Source organism: Serratia sp. C2(1) (genome assembly GCF_036352655.1).
Classification (GTDB): domain Bacteria; phylum Pseudomonadota; class Gammaproteobacteria; order Enterobacterales; family Enterobacteriaceae; genus Serratia; species Serratia inhibens.
Genome location: NZ_JAZFBA010000003.1, coordinates 75012 through 97927, shown reverse-complemented (window position 1 = coordinate 97927; position 22916 = coordinate 75012). Strand labels below are relative to the sequence as shown.

The window sequence follows — 22916 nt, the reverse complement described above, 5'->3', positions numbered from 1 at the left end:
AGCGGGAAAACCTGAATTTATGGCTGGCCGAGCAGCGCCTTCGAACCGGGATGACGCCAGTGGATGCTGCCCGGCAGATATAACGCATTCTGCGCCAGCGGCTGTTCGTCGATAAGCTGGCTGACCATGTCGAAACTGTGCTGGGCCAGGGCGCGGCAATCCTGGGCTACGGTGTCGATTTTCAGCGTCAGGCCATCGAACAGGTAGTGGTCGTCGAAGCTGCAAAGGTGCAGGTCACTTTCCATCAACTGGTGCTGATTCAGGTAGCGCAGGACGCCTTCCAGCAGGCCGCAGGCGGCGGTAAACAGCGCTTTCGGCGGCCGGCCGAGCTGCGCGCAAAGCTGGGCGAACATCTCGTAGCCGGAACTGGGGTGGTAGTTGCCGTTGATGATCCATTCCGGTTTACAGGTCACCCCGGCGCGTTCAAGGCCGAGCTGAAAACCGGCCAACCGATCGCGCGTTGGCGAGATGCGCGGCTGGCCGCCGAGGAAATAGAATTCGTCCGGATGCTGGCGCGCGACGTTTTCCACCAACGTGGCGGTCGAGGTCAGTGAGTCGGTGATCACCAGCGGCAGCGCGGAACCGGTGATCAGGCGGTCCATCTGCACCACCGGCAGGCCGGCGTTAATCTTTTGGTATTCCACATCGCTGAGCTGGCTGGAGGCGACAATCAGGCCGTCGACCTGGCGTTGCACCAGGCTGTTCACCGCCATCATTTCCTGCGCCGGGTTTTCATCGGAACAGGCGATCAGCAACTGCAAACCCGCCTCGCGGCACAGGGTTTCCAGCTCGCGTGAAATCACGGCAAAACCGTAGTTGGTCATTTCCGGCACCACCAGCCCCAGGGTATGGCTGCGGGAGGAGCGCAGCGAACGTGCATGGAAGCTGGGCTGATAGTGGTGCTCGCCGGCCAGCGCCAGAATACGGTCGCGGGTGTCGTCGGACACCCGGTATTCTTTGCTGCGTCCGTTAAGCACCAGGCTGGCGGTCGATTTCGACACGCCGGCCAGTGCGGCAATATCACTGATGGTTATGCGTTTGTTTTTTTTCACTGACGGCATCTGAGTTCATCGGAAGATGCGTCATTCTAGCATGCATGGCGTCAGCGGCCAGTGCTCCAGCGCAAGCTGCGTCTCTCCGCTCAAACGCAGCCGCGGCTGCGGGCCAGGGAAGTAGCGTGAACTCATCACCCCTTCGCCGTGGTTGATAAAAATCTCTACGCTGGAGCTGTCGAACAGCATTTGCAGATGGGTAACCTCACCACTCCAGTAACGGTGTTCAGGCTGCCCAGTGCGCAGGTTGTTGCGCGTCAGACGCAGCAAGGCACCGTCCCAGCTCAGCGTCATCGCATCGCCAAAGTCGGCGCTGAATGCGCCGTTGGGCGTCAACAGCACTTCGGCACTGCCGACCGGCCAGCCCGGCGCGTTATCCGCGATCCCCTGCCACTGGCTGCCCGCGCCGCGCAACCGTTGCAGCTCGCGCGCCGGCCGTTGGTAAAGCTTGCCGTTGTGCAACGCCAGCTCGCGCGGGCAGGTCATGGTGTGGATCCAGCCGTATTGCAACGTCGGGTGGCAGGCTTCGTCCTGCTCAGGTACGCCCATCCAGCCGACCAGCAGGCGGCGGCCATCTTCGGCCAGCGTGGTCTGTGGCGCATAGAATTCGAACCCGGCGTCCAGCTCGTGGAATTCGCCATGTTCAAAGCTCGCCTGCCGATAATCCAGCTTGCCGGTCAGGTAGCCCGCCTGGTAAACGTTGAGATAACGTTCAGCCTGCGCCGCCAGCCCCTGCGGGCAACAAATCAACACCTCGGCACCCGCCAGCGTGAACAGATCCGGGCATTCCCACATATAGCCGAAATCGCCCATGCCGTTCAGCTGCGATCCGGCAATCTCCCCCAACAGCTGCCAACTGCGCAGATCGGCGGAGCGCAGCAACAGCACCTTGCCGCGATCCTGCAGGTCACGGGCACCGAGCACCATGTACCAGCTGTCTTGATGGCGCCAAACCTTGGGATCGCGCACGTGGCCGCTGTAGCCTTCCGGCAGCGGCAGTACCGGGCCGAGCTTGTCATACCCGCCCTGCGCATTTTCCAGCGCCAGACACTGGTACGCGGTGCGAGAACCGTCGGGGTATTTTACGTTGCCGGTATACGCCAGCATGATTTTGCCGTCTGCCACCACCGCCGAGCCTGAGTAACAGCCGTGGCTGTCGTAACAGGCGCCGGGTACCAGCGCCACCGGCTGATGCTGCCAGTTCAACAGATCCGTCGATTGCCAATGGCCCCAGCATTTGTTGCGGTGGTCGCAACCCAACGGGTTCCATTGATAGAACAGGTGAAAAACCCCCTGATGCTGAATAAACCCGTTGGGGTCGTTCAGCAGGCCGACGCTGGGGGCCAAATGCCATGCCGGGCGGTGAGGATCGCGCAGCGCCAGCGGCATGCCGTTCATCAACGCCTGAACGGCCTGTTTCATCAAATTCAGTTCTTCCATCATTCACTGTCCGTTTTGTATTTCAGCAGCAGCGAGAGCGTAAAGGCGCTGCCGAAGGCGATAACCAGACCAATGATATAGCTCAGCAGCGAGCTGGCCTGCACGATCGCCAGCCCCGGGATCGCCGTCAGCCCGACGGCGTTCATGCCGACGTGATTGGCCACCACCCAGGCACCGCCGAGCGCACCGCCCGCCAGCGCCGCCAGGAAAGGCTTCACAAAGCGCAGGTTGATGCCGAACAGCGCCGCCTCGGTAATGCCGAGCATCGCGGAAAAAGCCGAAGGCACCGCAATGGCTTTAATCTTGGCGTCGCGGGTTTTGAAATAGACCGCCAGGCAAGCGCCGCCCTGAGCGATATTGGCCATCGACCAGATTGGCAGCAGGAAGTTAACGCCGATGTTCGGGTTGCCGAGCAGCCCGGCCTCGACGGCGTGGAAGCTGTGGTGAATGCCGGTGATGACGATGGCGGAATACAGGCCGCCGAACAGGAATCCGGCGAACCAGCCTGCGTGGGCAATCAGCGTGCTGAGCACGAAGGAGATGCCGTCACCCAGTGCGCGCCCGGCGGGGCCGATAAACAACATGGCGACGAAGCCGGAGATGACCACCGTCAGGAATGGCGTCAGGATCAGGTCCAGCGCGTTGGGGATCACTTTGCGCAGCTGTTTTTCCAGCATGCTCATAAACCACACCGTCAGCAGCACCGGGAACACCGTACCCTGATAGCCGATCATGGCGATCTCGAGCCCGAAGAAATCCATGGTGTGGAAACCGCCGGCGACGCCCCAGGCGTTGGTCAGCGCCGGGTGGGTCAGAATGCCGCCCAGCGTGGCGCCCAGATAAGGGTTACCGCCGAACTCGCGTGCGGCGGTGAAGCCGATCAGGATCGGTAAGATGATAAACGCCGCCGAGCTGAACATATCCAGCATCACGAACAGCGCGCTGTTGGCATCGGCCCAGCCGTAGGTTTTCACCATGCCGAGCAGGCCCATCAGCAGGCCGGAGGCGACGATAGCCGGAATGATCGGCACAAAGATGTTCGACAGCAAACGGGCGATGCGTTGCAGCGGATTGAGTTTTTTCGCCGCGATGTCGGCGGCTTCAGACTTGCTGGATTCGCTGACGCCCGCCGCCTTGATAAATTCCGCATGCACCTTGTTGACCAGCCCGGTGCCGAAAATCACCTGGATCTGCCCGGCGTTGCTGAAGCAGCCCTTTACCCCGTCAAGCTTGCCAATCGCGGCCTTGTCCACCTTGCTGTCATCCACCAATACCAGCCGCAGACGGGTGGCGCAGTGGGCGGCGCTGGCGATGTTCTCTTTGCCGCCGAGCAGCGGCAACAGCGCGTTGGCAGTTGCGGTAATGTCCATGTTTTCTCCCTTAATAAATCAAAACGCCGCCGCGGCTTTCCGCGGCGGAAATGAGTTGCTCGTCCGCGTCAGAAGAAGTACTTGAATCTGGCGCGCACACCGTAGCGTTGATCGTTATCGGCGTTGGCTATTTTGCTATCGGCATTGGCTTCCAGCATCGAGACGTAGGCCCCGAGGTACAAATTGAAGTTCTTCATATTCATGATGTTAGGTATCTGATACGAAGTATGGATGGTGTGAATGTCATACTTGCCCGGTTCGCTGAGCGGGTTATGGATGTCGGCCGCCATGCCGGCCGTATTAAACTCTTTGATATTGTTGTGGGCGTAGATATACCCCACTTCGAAGCGACGCCACAGCACGTTGACGCCGGCGGTCAAATCCTGCTCGCCCGACGCGTCCAGATAGGCGGTGCTCAGGTTGGCGACCACGCCGTTGTCCGGATTGGCGGCGGTGTTGTTCCAGCTCAGGGTCATGCCATAGCCGTTGCGTTTGGACTGGTCGACGAATTTCCCCTGATTGTCCTGGTAACCATAGGCATTGTTGACCACGTTGCTTTCCATCGCCACCGCCGCGCTGAGCTGGTCTTTTTTCCAGGCGATCACCGGCCGCAGATAGGCGACGTTTTTCTTATTATCCAGACTGTTGCCGTGGTAAGCGTTGTCCTGGAACAGTGAGGTGCCATCCTCCACCAGCGTATTGAGTTCAAAGTAGAAGTCGCCGGCGTATTTGCTCAGCATCAGGTTGCCGCCGCTGCTGCTGCGGCCACGGCCTTCTTTCATCATGTAGATATAGCCGAAGCCATCGGCATACAGGTCGTTGGCGGTATTGCCGGAATACTGGATGAAGGTGTCCTGATTGAGCGGGAACATGTCGTAGGCTTCAAAACGCCCGATTTTGGTCTGCCAGTTCTTTTCGTTGCCGAAGAAGAAGGCGGCATCATCGAGGTTCATTTTACCGGTCATGTCCGCCAGCGGCTGTACGCTGAAACCGGAGAAGTTGCCGTCCTGGTTGCGGCGATAACCGTCCACGCCGACCAGAATACGACCGTTGATATCCCAACGCTCTTTGTTGCCGGGCTTCCAGTCCTTGTTGTTGCTGGTTTTCAACGAGGTGAGCTGGCCGCTGCGGCTGGCGCCGTCGAGGTTGAACTCGACGTCGCCATACAGCTTCAGATCGTTAAAACCATTCAGCTTCAAGCTGGCGGCCGGCACGGTCTGGGTTTCCAGCGTCGCGGTGCGCTGCGCAACCTGTACGGTTTGCCGCTCGGTGTTGGCGGTGCGCTGTTCCAGCTGTTGCGCGTGACGCTCTGCCGCCGTCGCACGCGTTTCGGCCTGGAGGGCGCGTTGTTCAGCCTGTTGCAGCCGTTGTTCCAGCGCATTCAGACGTGCTTCGATACTGCTGTCGGCGCCAGCCGCCGCCGCAGAGGTGGAGATGAGGAGCCCTGTAGTGACAGCCAAATAACTCAGTTTTTTCATGATTCTCTATCATCCGGGTAAGTTGTTATTGTTTTTTGCTAAATTGCTAAACCGGTTTTTCAGGAGAAAAGATAGAGAGTTGAACGGCGACTGGCAATCAAGTTTGCTAACCCGATTCAGCTATTGTGATCGAGTGCGCAAATTCGCCCCCGCAGCACAAAACGGTGAGCCTGGCCCACCGTTATTGGGCTTAGCGCTGAAGGAAATTCTTTAACTGTTCTGAGGTAGGCAGAGCGGTCATGGCGCCCTTGGCGGTAGTGGCCAAGGCACCGCAGGATTGGGCCTGAGCGATCACCGCCGGCCACTGTTCATCCTGTGGCAGAGCGCCGAGTTGCGCCAGCGCTGCCAGCAGACCGGCGACAAAAGCGTCGCCCGCGCCGGTGGTGTCGACCGGGACAATAGAGGGGGCGCGGAAATGGCGGATCTGTTTGCCGTCATGCACGCACACGCCATCGCCGCCCAGCGTCACCAGCAGCAAACGCAGCGGATAGCGTTGCATCATCCAGTCGATGGCGCTCTCCAGCTCACCGATGTTGCTGATAAAACTCAATTCTTCCTGCGAGATTTTGACCACATGCGCCAGCAGCAGTGCTTTTTGCAGACAGGGGCGCAAGGCTTCCGGCTGGCGCCAGACATCTTCACGAATATTCGGGTCAAAACTCACCCAGCCACCGGCCGCCCTGATGTTCTCCATCGCGGTAAAGGTGGTGCTGCGGCTGGGCTCTTGCGACAGGGCGATAGAGCAAACGTGCAGCCACTCATCCGCTTTGAAATCAGGCAGATCTTCAGGTTGCAGGAACAGATCGGCGCTGGGGGTGACCATGAAAGTGAAGGTGCGTTCGCCGAGCAGATCGAGATCCACCACCACGGTAGAGGTGTGATGAGTGTCGTCCTGCGTCATGTGGCGGATATCCACCTGCTCTTCACGCAGCACCTGCTGCAGGAAAGCGCCGAACCCATCTCTGCCGACCCGGCCGATAAAGGCGCTGTCACCACCCAGGCGGGCGATACCGACCGCGACATTGGCAGGTGCGCCACCGGGGCATTTTAGGTAACTGTTTGAATTTTCAGGAACCAGGTCGACTACAGCGTCACCCAGCACCCATACGCGATTTCCCATGCTCAACCTCTGTTTTAACCTGTGTCAGATGGCGAGCTAAAATAGAAGAACCGGTTTAGCAATGCAACGAAAGAATCCGAAAAAGCGGCCTGGGTTCGTAGGCCCGGCTGCCGGAAGATGGGGTAAAGAGAATAAACTGACGCCCTCTGGAATAAGATGACAGGTTAATAAATCTGCCCCGATAACCTTAACTGGCGGCCGGCAACAGGGTGGTTTGAAATACGCCGAATATAATTAAAAAGGCGGGAAAAGAATTAATAATATTATTATCCCGTAAGGTAACTAATTCCTGTAATTATGCATTGAAAATAGGAATCCTCTTAAACCTTTAGCGTTATCAGGCATAAGTTATCCATGATGAATAATTGCATTGTCGCCATGCAATTATTCATAACTATTTTTGGCGGGAATGTATGAAAGTGTTTGTTTTTATTTTAAAAACAATCAGTTAAATGGTAATTTCGCAAGATGAAAGGGCGAGAAAATCAGCCTGTAGGATTATTCATACTGCGTATTTTGTTACCCAGCACTCATTATTGGTCAAAATAGAGTTGATCCTGAGTTATTCGTGCGCATAATGTTCGCGTTTATTTACAATTCTTATCATTTTTTTGTCCTTCGACAGGGAAAACGTCATGCGCCTCTCTGCTTACTCTTCGCTCAGCCTTGCTGTGCGCAAGGGCTGTATTCCATTGGCTTCCGTTGTCTTGCCGCTGTTTATATTCAATCAACCGGTTCTGGCGGCAGCGCCAAATGGCGATCAACTGATCATACAGCAGCAGCGGCAAAAAGCGCTGGAACAACAGCTGACGCCGCCGACGCCGGATGTGCGGCTGTCGCCGCCTTCGTCCGGTTTTGGCCGCATTGCGTTCCCGCAGGAAAAACCCTGCTTCCCTCTCGAACAGGTCGTTCTGACCGGCCAGGACAAACTCCCGCATTGGCTGCCGTTGCAGCGCATTGCCAATCAGGCGCAGGGCCAGTGCCTGGGCGGGCAGGGCATCAACCTGTTGATGAGCACCCTGCAAAACCGGCTGGTGGATAGCGGCTATATCACCACGCGCGTGCTGGCGCCGACGCAGGATCTAAAAAGCGGCAAACTGCGGCTGGTGGTGGTGCCCGGCTATGTGCGCCAGGTAAAACTGACGCCGGACAGCGGCCGCTACATTCAACCTTACAGCAGTTTCCCGGCCCATGCGGGTAACCTGCTGGACTTGCGCGATATCGAACAGGGGCTGGAAAACCTGCAGCGCCTGCCGACGGTGCAGGCCAATATGGAAATCATCCCCGGCGCACAGCCCGGCGAAAGCGACATTGCGCTGAGCTGGAAGCAAGAACGCATGTGGCGCGTTGGCGCCTCGCTGGATGACTCCGGCACCAAGAGTACCGGTCGCTATCAGGGGGGCCTGACGCTGTCGCTGGATAACCCGTTCTCGCTCAGCGATCTGTTCTATATCTCCGGGACTACCGACCTGCAAAACCAGGGCGGCAGAGGCACCAAAAACATCACCGGACACTATTCGGTGCCGTTCGGCTACTGGATGGCCGGGGTGACCGCCAACAGCTATGACTACCACCAGACTATTGCCGGGCAGAATCAGGATTACCGCTACAGCGGCAAGAGCAAAAACCTGGATTTCCAGCTCAGCCGGGTGCTGCACCGCAACGGCAGCCAGAAAACCACGTTGACCTATGACGTGCTGGCGCGCGAATCGAGCAACTACATCAACGATACCGAAGTGGAAGTGCAGCGCCGCCGCACCTCCGGCTGGCGGCTGGGCTTGCAGCACCGCCATTACATCCAGCAGGCCACGCTGGACGCCGGCGTCAGCTATCAGCGCGGCACCCGCTGGTTCGGCGCATTGCCCGCGCCGGAAGAGACCTTTGGCGAGGCCACGGCGCTCAGCAAAATCATTCAGCTCAACGCCCAGCTTGACGTGCCGTTCAGCCTGTTCAGCCAGAACTTCAGATACAACGTGCAGTACCAGCGCCAGATCAGCGATACCCCGCTGACGCCGCAGGATCAGTTTGCTATCGGCAACCGCTGGACGGTACGCGGTTTTGACGGCGAACGCACCCTGAACGCCAACCACGGCTGGTTCGTGCGCAACGATCTGGCCTGGCGCACGCCGCTGCCGGGGCAAGAACTCTACCTGGGGGCAGACTATGGCGAAGTGGGCGGTTACGGCACCGATTACCTGGTCGGGCAACATCTGGCGGGTGGGGTGGTCGGTCTGCGCGGCTACGCCTTCAAGGTGGGTTACGACCTGTTCGCCGGCGTGCCGTTCTCCAAACCGGACGGCTTCAGCACCAGCCCGGTGACGCTGGGCTTTAACCTGAGCTGGAACTACTGAGGGAACGACGATGCGCATAGGTGACTACGATATTCGAGCGCCGCTGATCCTCGGCGGCGATGACAGCGAGGCGGAAGCCTTTGGCGCGGCGGTATGGCTGTGGATGCATTCGCCGATGCACCGCGATGCGCCGTTGCACACCCTGCCGACGCTGCTGTTGCCGATCATCAAGCGTCAGCAATATGTGCTGGCGTCACACCAAAATCAGCCGGTGTTTTTCCTCAGCTGGGCCGGGATGAATCAAGAAGCCGAGGCGCGTTATCTAACGCAACCGGCGATAAATATGCAGGAAACCGACTGGAACAGCGGCGATCGCCTGTGGTTCTGCGACTGGATTGCCCCGTTCGGCCACACGCGGGAAATGCGCAATCTGATCGCCCGGGATATTTTCCCGCAGTTCTGCGTACGGGCGCTGTACCACCGTGGGGCGCAGCGCGGCAAACGCGTCGTGAACTTTAAAGGCGCGCAGGTCAGCCACCAGCAAGCGCAGCAATGGTGGGCGAACCACCCGTTAGCCGTCGAGCCGTCGGACATTCAATAAGGACATTGCCATGAACAAGAACCTGTACCGTATCGTTTTCAACAAAGCGCGTGGCATGCTGATGGTGGTGGCGGATATCGCCCGCTCCGGCCGTGCCGGCTCCGCACGTTCGCCTGGCCTGGGCCATACCCTGAGCCAGTGCATCGGCAAGATGAGCGCCGTCAGCTTCAGTCTGTTATTGGCGCTGGGCGCGATACAGCCGGTACAGGCGGCCATTGTCGCCGACCGCAATGCGCCGGGCGGCCAGCAGCCGACCATCGTCAACAGCGCCAACGGTACGCCGCAGGTCAATATCCAGACCCCAAGCGCCGGTGGGGTTTCCCGCAATACCTACAGCCAGTTCGACGTCGACAAACAGGGCGCGATCCTCAACAACTCGCACAAAATGACCCAGACCCAGCAGGGCGGCTGGGTCGATGGCAATCCGTGGCTGGCAAAAGGCGAAGCCAAGGTGATCCTCAACGAGGTCAACTCCCGCGATCCCAGCCGTCTGAACGGGTACATCGAGGTCGCCGGCCAGCGCGCGCAGGTGGTGATCGCCAACCCGTCCGGCATTACCTGTAACGGCTGCGGCTTTATCAACGCCAACCGCGCCACGCTGACCACCGGCCAGGCGCAGATCAACAACGGCAACCTGACCGGTTTTAACGTTGAGCGCGGCGAAGTGGTGGTGGAAGGTGCCGGCATGGACAGTTCGCGTCAGGATTACACCGAGATCATTGCCCGTTCGGCCAAGATCAACGCCGGGCTGTGGGCCAACGATTTGAAAGTCACCACCGGGCGAAACAAGGTGGATGCGGCGCATCAGCAGATCGAAAAACAGGGAGACGATCCGGCCACCCGCCCGCAACTGGCGGTGGACGTGGCCAAGCTGGGCGGCATGTACGCCGGCAAGATCCGCCTGATCGGCACCGAAACCGGCGTCGGGGTGCGCAACGCCGGTAATATCGGCGCGCAGGCCGGCAGCGTGGTGGTGACCGCCGACGGCCGTATCGAAAACAGCGGTGCCATCAGCAGCGGCGGCGATATGGCGCTTGCTGCGAAAGGGGGCATCAGCAACAGCGGTTCAGTGTTCGCGGCGGGCAATGCAGGCGTCACCAGCGAGGGCGAAGTGCAAAACAGCGGTTCTATCGCTGCGCGCAACAATGTGCAGGTTCAGGCCGCCAGCCTGAACAGCGGCAAAGGCAGCACCCTGGCGGCAGGCGTGCAGCAGGACGGCAAACTGGGCGGCAACGGCGAACTGGCGTTGACCGCCAGCGGCAAACTGACCGCGCAGGGCCAGAACCTGGCTGCGGGCAACCTGCGTGCCAGCGGGCAAGGTATGGACATCAGCGGCAGCCGCACCGCCGGCACCAATGTAACGCTGAACGCCGGGCAGAGCGATCTGACGGCGGCCAACGCCCAGGTTGAGGCGGCGCAGCAACTGGCCGCCGACACCGGCAAAGGGCTGAACAACGACGGCGGCACGCTGACGGCGAACAAACTGGCGCTAAACACCCGGGATCTCTCTAACCGCAAGGGCGAGATAGCTCAGCTTGGCGAAGACGATCTGGCATTGAATCAGCAGGGCAAACTGGACAACGGCGGCGGCCGCATCGCCAGCAACGGCAACAACCTGACGCTGAACGCCGGGGCGATCGACAACCAGAGCGGGCAGATTATCCATGCCGGCAAGGGCAGGCTGGCGGTGAATACCGGCCGGCTGCAAGGGGATAACGGCAAGCTGTTGTCCAACGGGCAGCTCTCGATGCAGGGCGGCGACTACGTGCTGGATGGCGGTACTACGTCGGCGCAGCAGATCGCTATGGAGGCCGGCAGCCTGTCCAACCGCAACGGCCAATGGGTGCAGAGCGGCGACGGCGACATGCGCCTCAGCACCCGTAAGGGGATCGACAATCAGGGCGGCCAACTGGCGGCCAACGGCAATGTGACCCTGAATGCCGCACAGCTGAACAACCAAAACGGCAAAGTGATCGCCGCGCAGGACGGCAGCCTGAATGCGCAGATTGGCGGCACCCTCGACAACCGGCAGGGCCAACTGGCCGCGAGCGGCAATACGCGATTGCAGGCGGATAAACTGGATAACAGCAAGGGCCTGGTTTCCGCCGCTACCGGCAACGGTGAGGTGGAGACCCGTCAGGTGCTGGATAACCGCAGCGGCCGTATCGAGGCCAAACAGGGGCTGCAACTGAGCGGCACCGGGCTGGAAAACCAGGGTGGGCAAGTGGTTGGCGGTGCCATTTCTCTGGCGCTGGGCAAGGGTGCGTTGAACAACCAACAGGGCGCTATCGCCGCTGCGGGCGATCTGCGCCTGAACGGCGGGGCGCTGACCAATGACGGCGGCCTGCTGCAATCCGCCGGCGACATGAGCCTCGACACCCAGGGTGCGGCGTTGAGCAACCGCCTGAGCGGCGAAACCGGCGGCATTCTCAGCCAGGGTGCGCTGTCGATCCACAGCGGTGCGCTGGACAATAGCCAGGGCATGCTGGTGGGCGGCGGTGCCACCGAAGTGTTCACCGGCCGGCTGGATAACAGCAAAGGCACGCTGGTTGGCAAGCAGCGGTTGAACATCGACAGCCTGGCATTGACCAACGACGGCGGCCTGTTGCAGGCCGGCAGCGACGCGACAATAGATACCCAGGGTCAGGCATTGACCAACCGCGACAGCGGCAAAAATGGCGGCATCAGCAGCCTGGGCAAACTGAACATCGCCGGCGGCGAGGTGGATAACCAAAGCGGATTTATCGCCAGCTCGGGCGACCTGCAACTGAATGGCAGCCAACTGGATAACCGCCACGGCACGCTGGCCTCCGAAAAACAGCTGTCGGCGACCGCCGGTGTGATCAATAACCAGGGCGGGGCGATAAAATCCGGCCATGACATGGCGCTGAACGCCAAAGATCGGCTGGATAACAGCAATCTCGGGGTGATAGGCGCAGGTAAAAAACTGCAGCTGGACAGCGGGTCTGTGCTGAATAATCAGGGGACGCTGGTCAGCGCCGATGCGGCGAAGATCAACTTCGGCGTGCTGGAAAACCGGGGCGGCCAACTGGCGGCCCAAACGGCGCTGGAGCTGCACGGCAATAGCCTCAATAACAACGACGGTGGGTTGATCCAGAGCGGCGATCGCCTGGATCTGGCGGTCGATCGGCTGACCAACGCCAACAGCGGCGAGAAAGGCGGCATCACCAGCCAGGGTGCAATGAACCTGTCTACCGGCCTGTTCGACAACGGCCAGGGTGTGGTGATTGCCGGCAAAAATCTGCAACTTGATGCCGATTCGCTGCTGAACGGTGGCGGCAAACTGGTGGCGCAGCAGGCGTTGACGCTCACTACCACCGGTGCGGGCGGCCTGAACAATCAGAGCGGGCTGGTGCAGGCTGGCGGCGACATGCGGCTGGACACCCGCGGCCAACGGCTGGATAACCAAAACGGCACCCTCCACAGCCTGGGCCAGCTGCAACTCAACGGCGGCGATATCAATAACCAGGGCGGTACGCTGGGGGCCAAGGGCGATTTCATGCTGGCGGCGCTCAAATTGGACAACAGCAACGGCGGGCGGATTATCGGCGAGCAGGCGGTAACGCTGAACAACACCGGGCTGGATAACCGCAACGGGCAGATTCAGGCGGTCGGCAATCTGTTGCTGGGCAGCGCGCAGGGGATTATCGATAACACCCTGGGGCTGATCCGCAGCGGCGCTACCGTGACGCTCAACGCCCTGCAGTTCACCAATGACGCCACGCTGGCGGACAATAAAGGGCTGGAAGGCCAGACGGTAACGCTGAACACCGGCACGCTGAGCAACCGTGGCGGCAGCATTTTGGCTGACCGGCAGTTGGCCATCACCAACGATGGCACTCTGGACAACCACGGCGGCCAGCTGGCTGCGGCCGACACCCTGCAATTGAAGGGCTCGGCGCTCAACCTGCTGAACACCGGCGGCACGCTCAAAGCCGGCAAGCTGCTGGAGATTAACGCCAACGCGATCGGCGGAGATGGGCAATTGTTGTCGCTGGGCGATATCAATCTGGTCAGCGCCCAGGGCATCAATAACAGCGGCGAGATGATCGCCAACGGCAATTTCAACTTCACCACGCCGGGCGATGTCACCAACAGCGGCAAGCTGCTGGCGGGCGCGAAGCTGGATCTGCACGCCAATAACCTGTTTAACGCAGCCAGCGGCGAGATCAATGCCGGGCAGGATTGGCTGACGGTGAACGGCACCCTGACCAACTATGGCCTGATCGACGGCAAGCACACCCTGCTGACGGCCAACACGCTGAACAACATCGGCACCGGCCGTATTTATGGCGACGCCATCGGCGTGCAGACCGCGACCTTCAACAACCTGGCGGAGAACGGCACCGCCGCTACGCTGGCCGGGCGCGAGCGGGTGGATATCGGCACCCAGACGCTGAACAACTACGATCACGGGCTGATTTACAGCGGTGGCGATATGGTGATTGGCGGCCAGCTTGACGCCAACCACCTGGCAAGCGGCCAGGCCGGCACCCTTAACAACCACAGTTCGACCATTGAGTCTGCGGGTAACATGGCGCTGTCCGCCGCGCTGATCAACAACATCAACGATCGTTTCAGTACCGAGTTGGTCACCGTTTCCAACGAAAAAGTCACCGAGTATCAGCAGTCCGGCGATCCGGTGCGCTGGCAGGCGGGGGAACCAGGCGTCTTCGTTGACCGCAATTCGTCAGACTCGCTGCTGAACCTGAACACCCCAGGTAAAACCGGGCACGGCAACGACAGATTTAATCAGTACGACTATGACCGGACGGTGCAGGAAACCCAGATTAAGGAAAGCGATCCGGCCAAAATCATCGCCGGTGGCGATATGGCGATCAACGCAGGACATTTGTTGAACGACAAGAGCCAGGTGGTGGCCGGCGGCACGCTGGCGATTAACGCCGGTAGCCTGGATAACGTGGCGGTGGCGGGCCAGCGGCTGACCACCGACGTCGGGGAAGTGACCAGCTACTACCGCATCAAGAAAAAAGGCACTGACAAACAGGGGCATAACACCACGGCCTATACGCCGCCGACCACCATCCAGACCATCGCGTTGAAACCGAGCCAGCTGATTGACCACGGGCAGGTGGCGGGTAACCCGATCGCCATTGCACCGCTGACGCCGCAAGGCACAGACGCTACCATCGGCCCGGCCGGTGGGGTGAACGCGGTCGTCACCGGCAGCGATATTTCCGCCGGGATGCAGAGCATCGGCGGTGGCGCATTGCCGGTGATTCAGGCGGCGGCTCTGCAACCGGGCCAGCAGTTTGAAGTGGCCAACAAAGTGAATGCCCAGCAGGGCGACGCGGCGAGCAGCGTGGTGCGCATCGTCGGGCCGGATACCCGCCTGCCGGACAACAGCCTGTTCAAAACCAATCCGGCGCCGGGCGGCCAGTATCTGGTGGAAACCGATCCGCGCTTCACCAACCAAAAATCCTGGCTGGGCTCGGATTACATGATCGCGAAAGCCACCAACAACCAGGACAACGTGCTGAAACGTCTGGGGGATGGCTACTACGAGCAGCGGCTGATCCGCGAACAGGTGATCAACCTGACCGGCCAGCGTTATCTGGACGGGTACAACAACGACGAAGAGCAGTTCAAGGCGCTGATGGATCAGGGGCTGGCCTTCAGCCGGCAATATAACCTGAAGGTCGGCGTGGCGCTGACGCCGGAACAAATGGGGCTGTTGACCAAAGACATCGTCTGGCTGGTGAATGCCAAGGTCACGCTGCCGGACGGCAGCCAGCAAAACGTACTGGTGCCGCAGGTATATGCCCGCATGCAGCCGGGCGATCTGGACGGCTCAGGCGCGCTGATCGCCGGGCGCAACCTTAACCTCAACCTCGGCGACGGCCTGTTTAACAGCGGCCATATCGCCGGGCGCGAAGTGGTGAAACTGAGTGCCGCCAACATCACCAATATGGCGGGCAGCATTCAGGGTGCCGACGTCGGCCTGACCGCCCGCACCGATATCAATAATATCGGCGGCGTGATCCAGGGCAACAACTCGCTGCTGGCCAGCGCCGGGCGTGACATCAACGCCATCAGCACCACTCGATCGGCGCAAAGCGTGAACGGCGCCAACAGCTTCGAGCGCACCAATATCGACAGCGTAGCCGGCATGTATGTGCAGGGCGCCGACGGCAAGCTGATGTTGCAGGCCGGGCGCGACATCAAACTGGATGCGGCGCAGGTGGTCAACAGCGGCGAGAACGGCCAAACGCTGCTGAGCGCCGGGCGCGATCTCAACCTGAACGCGGTGACCACCGCCAGCCGCGACAACCTGATCTGGAACGGCGACAACAGCCTGAAACAGGGCAACAGCCAGCAGGTGGGCAGCGAAGTGGTCGGCAAAGGCGCGGTGACCCTCAATGCGGGCAACGATATCACGGCTCATGCGGCGACGATTTCCGCCGGCGAGGCGCTGAACCTGAATGCCGGCCATGACGTCAACATCCTCAACGGCGAAAACACCCAGGATCTGGACGAGCGCCACAAGGTGACCGGCGGCAACGGCCTGATGTCGAAAACCACCACCACCCGCGACACCCTGGATCGCCAGACCCTGCAGAGCAGCACCCTGAGCGGCGACAGCATCAAGGTGCTGGCGGGCAACGATCTGCGCGTGCAGGGCAGCAACGTGGCCGGCACCCAGGACGTGAAGCTGCTGGCGGGCCATGATCTGACCGTTACCGGCGCCACCGAGCGCAACAGCGAACTGCACCTCAAGCAGGAGAAAAAATCCGGCCTGATGAGCAGCGGCGGCATCGGCATCAGCTACGGCACCGAAAGCCTGAAAACCACCGACACCGCGCAGGGGGTGACCAACCAGGGCAGTACCGTCGGCAGCGTGAACGGCAACGTCACGCTGGGGGCGGGCAACAATCTGGCGGTGACCGGCTCCGAGCTGGTGGCCGGCAAGGACATGGCGCTGAGCGGTAAGAATGTGTCGGTGACGCAGGCGCAGGACGAAAACAGCCAGACCCACAAGGTCGAGCAGAAAAAATCCGGGCTGACGCTGGCGCTTTCCGGCGCCGTCGGCAGCGCGCTGAACACCGCCGTGGAAACCTCGCAACAGGCAAAATCCACCGACGACAGCCGCCTGGCGGCCTTGCAGGGTACCAAAGCGGCGCTGAGCGGCGTGCAGGCGGTACAGGCGGCGCGTTTGGCGCAGGCGCAGGGTGCCGACCCGGCCAATAACAACATGGTGGGGATCAGCATTTCCTACGGCACCCAGTCTTCCACCTCTACCCAGAACAGCGGGCAGAGTACCGCCCAGGGCAGCAGCCTGACGGCGGGTAACAATCTGAGCATTACCGCCAGCGGGAACGGCGTGAAGGGCCAGGACGGCGACATTCTGGTGCAGGGCAGCCAGTTGCAGGCGGGCAGGGACGTCACCCTGAACGCCAACCGCGACGTGAACCTGCTTTCCGCCAAAAACACCCAGTATCTGGACGGCAAAAACGAGAGCCAGGGCGGCACGCTGGGCGTGGGCATCGGCGTCGGCTCCGGCGGCATCGGGCTGAGCGTTTCGGCCAGCGTCAACAAAGGCAAGGGCAACGAGAAAGGCAACGGCACCAGCTACACCGAAACCACGGTCAATGCCGGTAACCGGGTCAACATCACCAGCGGGCGCGACACCAATCTGATCGGCGCGCAGGTCACCGGCGAATCGGTCAAAGCCGACGTGGGCCGCAACCTGCTGCTGGAGAGCCAGCAGGACAGCGACCGCTACGATTCCAAACAGCAGAACGCCAGCGCGGGCGGCAGCTTCACCTTTGGCTCCATGACCGGCTCGGGCAGCATCAGCCTGAGCAAAGACAAAATGCACAGCAACTACGACAGCGTGCAGGAGCAGACGGGCATCTTTGCCGGCAAGGGCGGTTTTGACGTGACGGTGGGCGAGCACACCCAGCTTAACGGCGCGGTGATCGGCAGCACCGCCACGGCGGATAAAAACAAACTCGACACCGGCACGCTGGGCTTTAAGGACATCCACAATCAGGCGGACTTCGAGGTAGAACACCAGAGCGTGGGCATCAGCTCCGGCGGCAGCATCGGCAGCCAGTTCGCCGGCAATATGGCCAACGGCCTGCTGGTGGGGGCCAACAACAGCGGGCATGACAGCTCCACCACCCACGCTGCGGTGAGCGACGGCACCATCGTCATTCGCGATCAGGACAAACAGACGCAGAACGTCAGCGATCTGAGCCGCGACGTCGAGCACGCCAACCAGACGTTAAGCCCGATCTTCGACAAGGAGAAAGAGCAGAAGCGGCTGCAACAGGCGCAGCTGATCGGCGAGATCGGCAATCAGGCGATGGACATAGCGCGGACTGAGGGTTCGATCGCCGCGACCAAAGCCGCAAAAGAGAAGATGAATAACGTCACGGACGCCGATCGTCAGGCTGCGGCGGCTAAACTGGCGAAAGAGAAACCGGGCAAGGTCATCACCGAGGACGATATCAACGCGCAGATTTACCAGACGGCGTATAACCAGGCGTTTAGCGAATCGGGTTATGGTACGGGCGGTAAGGTGCAGCGCGCCATGCAGGCAGCCACGGCAGCAGTTCAGGGGTTGTCTGGTGGCGATTTGACGGGGGCATTGGCTAATGGGGCCACGCCTTATATCACCAAAGTGATAGCAGACAGTATCGACGATCCGGCAGCGAGAGTCCTGGCGCATGCGGCGGTCAATGGTGCGCTGGCAGCGGCTCAGGGCAATAACGCCTTGGTTGGTGCGGGCGGTGCAGCGACCGGTGAGCTTATCGGCATGATTGCTGTCAATGCTTACGGTAAACCGGTGAGTGAACTGAGCGAAACGGAGAAGCAGACGGTATCAGCATTGGCTACACTGGCGGCAGGGCTGGCCGGCGGGTTGATTGGCGACAGCACTGCCGATGCGGTCGCGGGAGCGCAGACCGGTAAGACGGTGGTTGAGAACAATGCGATTAGCGATATCGTAGAGAATAAATTCTCTGGGATAACGCAGGAAGAAAAATACCAAAGAGCGCAGGATGAGCTTAAAGCGGCAGTAGAGGCCTATCAGCAGAAAACCTGTGCCGGGTTGAGCCCAGATGCTTGTTCGGCCAAGTTGCAGGCTAACAGAGATGAAATGCTGAAAGGCGCTGCCGGTTTTGGTATAGACTTTGTACCTGTGGTGGGTGATATCAAGAGCTTTGCGGAAGCGCAGAGCGCACTGGATTACCTGGCCGCGACAGTAGGTCTGATTCCTGTGCTGGGAGATGGTGCCGGTAAGTTCATCAAGGCGGCAGAAAAAGCGCTGGAAAAAGGTGATGTTGCTGAAGCGTCGAAGTTACTCAATAAGGCCAGCGATGAAATTGTTGCTGTTTCTGGTAGCAAAGGTAACTGGAGTAAAGAACTGAATAATCCTCAGCCAAATAAGATCTACAACCTGGATGGTAATAAGATATTTAAAACTGACTCTTTGGGAAGGACAGAGAGCGTCGAGAGTTCATTATCATGGTCCAAGAATGATCGAAATACTTATCAACAATGTAAAGCCGGTAAGTGTGGTAGTGCAGGTGATGAGGGTGGGCACTTGATTGCCAGTATTTTCAATGGTCCAGGTGAGAAACTCAATCTTGTTCCGATGGACGGTAATCTGAATAAGGGCGTCTGGAAACAGATGGAAAATAGTTGGGCTAACGCGTTGAAAGATGGTAAAAACGTTAATGTTAAAATAGAGCCAATTTATAAAGGCGATAACGTAAGGCCTGAAAGTTTTAACGTGATATACTCTATTGATGGCGGACGACCTGTATTCAAAGATATTAGTAATGCACCTGGAGGAATGAAATGAAAGAGTTAGATGTTCTCCATAATAAAATTGGGCAATTGCTAGTTAATGCTGGCCCTGACAATGCTCAAAAGATAGTGACGCGGGCGAAACTTTCTTTAGAGGGCGATGTATGTGACTATGAATTTGATTACATAGATGACAATGGTGATGAAGATTGGTTTGTTCCAGATAAGTTAGCGGGTTACGATCTGAGATTATTGTTAGTTGAGCTAAGAGATTTTTATATAAAAAATAATCTTACTAACGGTAAGCCAGCTTGGAATGAATGTGAGATTGTTATTGATCTGAAAGCATCTAAGGTTTTCTTCAATTTTAAATATGATGATTAACAAAGATCCCGGCCTTGCGCCGGGATCTTTGCTTCTAAGCCCTAAACCCCCTAACTTCTCGCCGCAGCAGCCGAATAACCCCCGGAGCGGCGGTGACTTCCAGTTGTGCGGCATCGGTGATGCCGGACTCGGTGAGCCAGTCGCCACTAATAACCAGTTCGCCATTCTGCCGCACCCAGTCCGCCCCCAGATCCGTGCGGTGCTGGCTGGGTATACTCGGCTCATCCATGAGCCTCGCCCCTGTCGGGGCCGCTGCAAGCAGCGTTCAAATCTGCTCCAGGCAGATTTGTCACACAGTGCTTCCCAGATAGCATCGTCGGTAACGGTAGTGATCCACAGTCCGTCCGGCCGCAGCGTGAGCTGCAACGGTTCACCGATACCAAAACCCAGCCCGGCCAGTTGGTTGCCTGCAATCGTCAGTTCGGGGATCGGTTCAGGGGTAAAAGTGATGTTCATAGGGCGGTTCCTTCCGTGGTGGGTACGATGCGGATGGTCAACCGTCCCGGTTCTGTGATCACCTCGATCCTCTGGCCGGTGGTAAAGCCGAGCTGCTCCAGCCATTTACCGGTAAGGGTCAGCTGTGGCGGCGGGTTGGGCCTGCCGCCGTTGGGGCGATAGCCAACAATGCACTTGCGTGCTTGGGGTGTGGCGGGTTCTGACGTAGAATCTGCTCTAGCCATAGTAACTACTCCTATAGTTGCTTGTGGTTAGCAGTAACAGCAGGTTGCACCCTGCTGTTACTGCGTTATTTTCACTACCCTTCTTTTGTAACTTTTCTTGCTGAATCCCAACGTCGGGTTTGATAGCGGGTAATCAAACTTTCCAATACTTCGCGGATCACCGCCTGTTCGTTTTCATTTAACTGGCTGACAGCTTCGAATTGTAATGCCAGTGCATAAGTATGCCCACGTTCATATTCATCAAAAAGTAAGTAATCAGTACTGACCTGCAATGCTATCGCTATTTTTTTGAGAGCATCCAGAGAGGGAAGTGCTTGCGCATTTTCATATTTCTTCCAACTGTTTACATGAATGCCAATGGTATCGGCCATATCTTGTTGAGAAAGCCCTAATCTTTGACGTAACTCATTTAATCGGGCAGCTAATGGCATAGAAAACAGAGTCCTGTTAAAGGGAGTTACCCAAATAGCATTTCATTGTTACCCCGTGGAATGGGTTTATTTTTAAAGGGTATCATTATGTTTAAAAAATACATCCTGATGTTTTTAAGTTTGCGAGATACTTCGCAAAGCGCTAATGGCAGGGGAATTTGATATTGGTAGTATGGAAAGGTGCAGGCAAGGATGCCACGGCGGACAAAAACAAACTCGACACTGGCACGCTGGGCTTTAAGGACATCCACAATCAGGCGGACTTCGAGGTAGAACACCAGAGCGTGGGCATCAGCTCCGGCGGCAGCATCGGCAGCCAGTTCGCCGGCAATATGGCCAACGGCCTGCTGGTGGGGGCTAATAACAGCGGGCACGACAGCTCCACCACCCATGCGGCGGTGAGCGACGGTACTATCGTCATTCGCGATCAGGATAAACAGACGCAGAACGTCAGCGATCTGAGCCGCGACGTCGAGCACGCCAACCAGACGTTAAGCCCGATCTTCGACAAGGAGAAAGAGCAGAAGCGGCTGCAACAGGCACAGCTGATCGGCGAGATCGGCAATCAGGCGATGGACATAGCGCGGACCGAGGGGGATATCCGCTCCATCAATGCAGGTAAGGCAGAGCTTGAGAAGAACGGGATCAAAGAGCCGGGTAGGGATGCCACGAAAGAGCAGTGGAAAGCCTACAACGAGAAGCAGCACGCGACAGACAGCTACAAAATGACGCAGAAGCAGTGGGGCACCGGCAGCAGCGTTCAGCAGGGCATGCAGGCGGCCACGGCGGCGATTCAGGGGCTGGCGGGCGGAAATATTGCCAAAACCATTGCTGGCGGAGCCGCGCCGTATCTGGCGGAGGTGATCCATACCCAGACCACCGACCTGAAAACGGGCAAGGTGAACGTGGAAGCGAACCTGATGGCGCATGCTGTACTGGGAGCGGTAGTGGCGCAAGCCAGTGGAAACAGCGCACTGGCAGGGGCTTCCGGCGCGGTGATGGGCGAGTATATCGCCCAGCAGATGTACCCGAATGTCGACCGTAAGGACCTGACCGAAGAGCAGAAACAGACCATCAGTGCACTGGGTACGCTGGCGGCTGGGCTGGCCGGTGGGATAGCGAGTGGCGATACTGCCGGAGCGGTTGCAGGGGCACAGGCGGGCAAGAACTCGCTCGAAAACAACGAGCTGAGTCTGCCGGGCGGGATGTCAAGTTATGGCATGGCGGCAACGACCTTGGCTGAAAAGATGATTAAAGACGGTAAAAGCGCGGCAGAGATAAGCGCAGCGTTGAATAAGAATGCGAGAGGTGATTTACCGGAAGGGGCGAATATCACTAAAGTGATTGTTAATGGCTATAAAGATGGTGTGCTGATAGCAGGGGCAGCTTATTTAGGGCCAGCAGCAAGTATTGGTAAAGTGGTGGCGGGTGCCGCAATAGCGGAAATAGCCAATGGTTCTTATCAGTGGTTCGACATTAACAGTGAAAAAAATCTGAGCCTGCCAGAAAGTCAGCAAAAGACCTGGGATTATAAGGGAAGTATCTCAGCGGGAATTACAGGGGCGCTGGCACCGGGGCGTGGGCTCTGGCAGAACGTTGGTATGGCCGCAGGTGGTGCGGCGTTTAGTGATGGACCAGATGTTGGATCTGTTGGTATCGCAGCAGGTGGAGCTGGGCTGGGCTGGGGATTTAGTAAATATGCACCGGGGGTCGTTAATTCGATAACAGGAAAGGAAGCACCTGGATTAGTATTTGATACTATAGGTTCACTCGGAACAGAATTTTTGGGTGGATATACAAAAGAGCTCTTAAAAACACCAGATCCGAAAAATACCCCAGAAAAAGAAAAGGAGGGTAAAAAATGATCGCGTACATCAAATTGCTAATTTATTCTTGCTTATTTTGTGTGCTTTTTTGTTTTGTATTAGGCGCTGGAGCGTCGTTTGTTATATACATTAAGAATGGATATTTTTTGATTCCAGATGGACAACTAAAGCGAGCCATTGTTTTTGGGTGTATAGCAGGAACAGCGATTACATTAGCTACAATAGTCTTTAATCTGATAGATAAAATTAAAGCCCGAAAATCTCCACCTTCAGATCCTGATTGACCTTAGCAAGAATCCCAGCAGCTTGGCTGGGATTCTTTATCTGTCATTCAGCAACAGGCCGGATTACCTGTTGCCCGTATTCAATGACTACAGTCATTGGCGTATCAACAATCAGGGGACAGAAATAAATCGAGTTCTTGAGTGGTGCTTTCAGTCAGTTT

Annotated in this window: 12 protein-coding genes and 1 pseudogene; 5 read left to right on the top strand and 8 right to left on the bottom strand. The window is 58.3% G+C overall.

The window, feature by feature from the left end:
- Positions 1 to 17: 17 nt before the first annotated feature.
- The 5 genes from V2S86_RS18500 to V2S86_RS18480 form a co-directional block, all read right to left on the bottom strand.
- Positions 18 to 1061 (bottom strand): substrate-binding domain-containing protein, encoded by a 1044-nt coding sequence (locus V2S86_RS18500; RefSeq protein ID WP_330763635.1) that lies wholly within the window; start codon positions 1059 to 1061, stop codon positions 18 to 20.
- A gap of 21 nt (positions 1062 to 1082) precedes the next feature.
- Positions 1083 to 2492: a sucrose-6-phosphate hydrolase gene (locus tag V2S86_RS18495; protein WP_330763804.1), complete on the bottom strand. Its 1410-nt coding sequence runs from the start codon at positions 2490 to 2492 to the stop codon at positions 1083 to 1085.
- Positions 2492 to 3862 (bottom strand): sucrose-specific PTS transporter subunit IIBC, encoded by a 1371-nt coding sequence (locus V2S86_RS18490; protein ID WP_330763634.1) that lies wholly within the window; start codon positions 3860 to 3862, stop codon positions 2492 to 2494. The genes V2S86_RS18495 and V2S86_RS18490 overlap by 1 nt, the downstream gene beginning before the upstream one ends.
- Before the next feature lie 68 nt (positions 3863 to 3930).
- A complete protein-coding gene (locus tag V2S86_RS18485) occupies positions 3931 to 5340 on the bottom strand; it encodes a carbohydrate porin (protein WP_330763633.1) in 1410 nt (469 codons plus the stop codon).
- 190 nt (positions 5341 to 5530) lie between these two features.
- Complete coding sequence (locus tag V2S86_RS18480; protein ID WP_330763632.1) at positions 5531 to 6460, bottom strand: aminoimidazole riboside kinase; 930 nt, start codon at positions 6458 to 6460, stop codon at positions 5531 to 5533.
- 635 nt (positions 6461 to 7095) lie between these two features.
- Here V2S86_RS18480 and V2S86_RS18475 point away from each other — a divergent pair.
- From V2S86_RS18475 to V2S86_RS18460, 4 genes are read left to right on the top strand one after another with little or no spacing between them, the layout of a single operon-like run.
- On the top strand, positions 7096 to 8811 hold the full coding sequence (locus V2S86_RS18475; RefSeq protein WP_330763631.1) for a ShlB/FhaC/HecB family hemolysin secretion/activation protein: 1716 nt from the start codon (positions 7096 to 7098) through the stop codon (positions 8809 to 8811).
- Positions 8812 to 8821: 10 nt separating this feature from the next.
- Positions 8822 to 9352: a toxin-activating lysine-acyltransferase gene (locus V2S86_RS18470; protein ID WP_330763630.1), complete on the top strand. Its 531-nt coding sequence runs from the start codon at positions 8822 to 8824 to the stop codon at positions 9350 to 9352.
- A 10-nt stretch (positions 9353 to 9362) separates the two neighbouring features.
- Positions 9363 to 19205: a hemagglutinin repeat-containing protein gene (locus V2S86_RS18465; RefSeq protein ID WP_330763629.1), complete on the top strand. Its 9843-nt coding sequence runs from the start codon at positions 9363 to 9365 to the stop codon at positions 19203 to 19205.
- Entirely contained in the window at positions 19202 to 19534 is a 333-nt protein-coding gene (locus V2S86_RS18460) for a hypothetical protein (RefSeq protein ID WP_330763628.1), read from the top strand. Before V2S86_RS18465 ends, V2S86_RS18460 begins: the two co-directional genes overlap by 4 nt.
- Before the next feature lie 34 nt (positions 19535 to 19568).
- On the opposite strand, the pseudogene V2S86_RS25500 reads toward V2S86_RS18460, so the two are convergent.
- The 3 genes and pseudogenes from V2S86_RS25500 to V2S86_RS18450 all read right to left on the bottom strand — a co-directional run bounded on the left by V2S86_RS25500 (position 19569) and on the right by V2S86_RS18450 (position 20645).
- A pseudogene (locus V2S86_RS25500) lies at positions 19569 to 19990 on the bottom strand (hypothetical protein).
- Positions 19987 to 20214 (bottom strand): SymE family type I addiction module toxin, encoded by a 228-nt coding sequence (locus V2S86_RS18455; RefSeq protein WP_330763627.1) that lies wholly within the window; start codon positions 20212 to 20214, stop codon positions 19987 to 19989. The pseudogene V2S86_RS25500 and the gene V2S86_RS18455 overlap by 4 nt, the downstream one beginning before the upstream one ends.
- A gap of 74 nt (positions 20215 to 20288) precedes the next feature.
- Positions 20289 to 20645: a helix-turn-helix domain-containing protein gene (locus V2S86_RS18450; RefSeq protein ID WP_241921658.1), complete on the bottom strand. Its 357-nt coding sequence runs from the start codon at positions 20643 to 20645 to the stop codon at positions 20289 to 20291.
- A gap of 164 nt (positions 20646 to 20809) precedes the next feature.
- Between V2S86_RS18450 and V2S86_RS18445 the strand changes: the two genes are divergently transcribed.
- Positions 20810 to 22510 (top strand): VENN motif pre-toxin domain-containing protein, encoded by a 1701-nt coding sequence (locus V2S86_RS18445; RefSeq protein ID WP_330763626.1) that lies wholly within the window; start codon positions 20810 to 20812, stop codon positions 22508 to 22510.
- Positions 22511 to 22916: the final 406 nt, after the last annotated feature.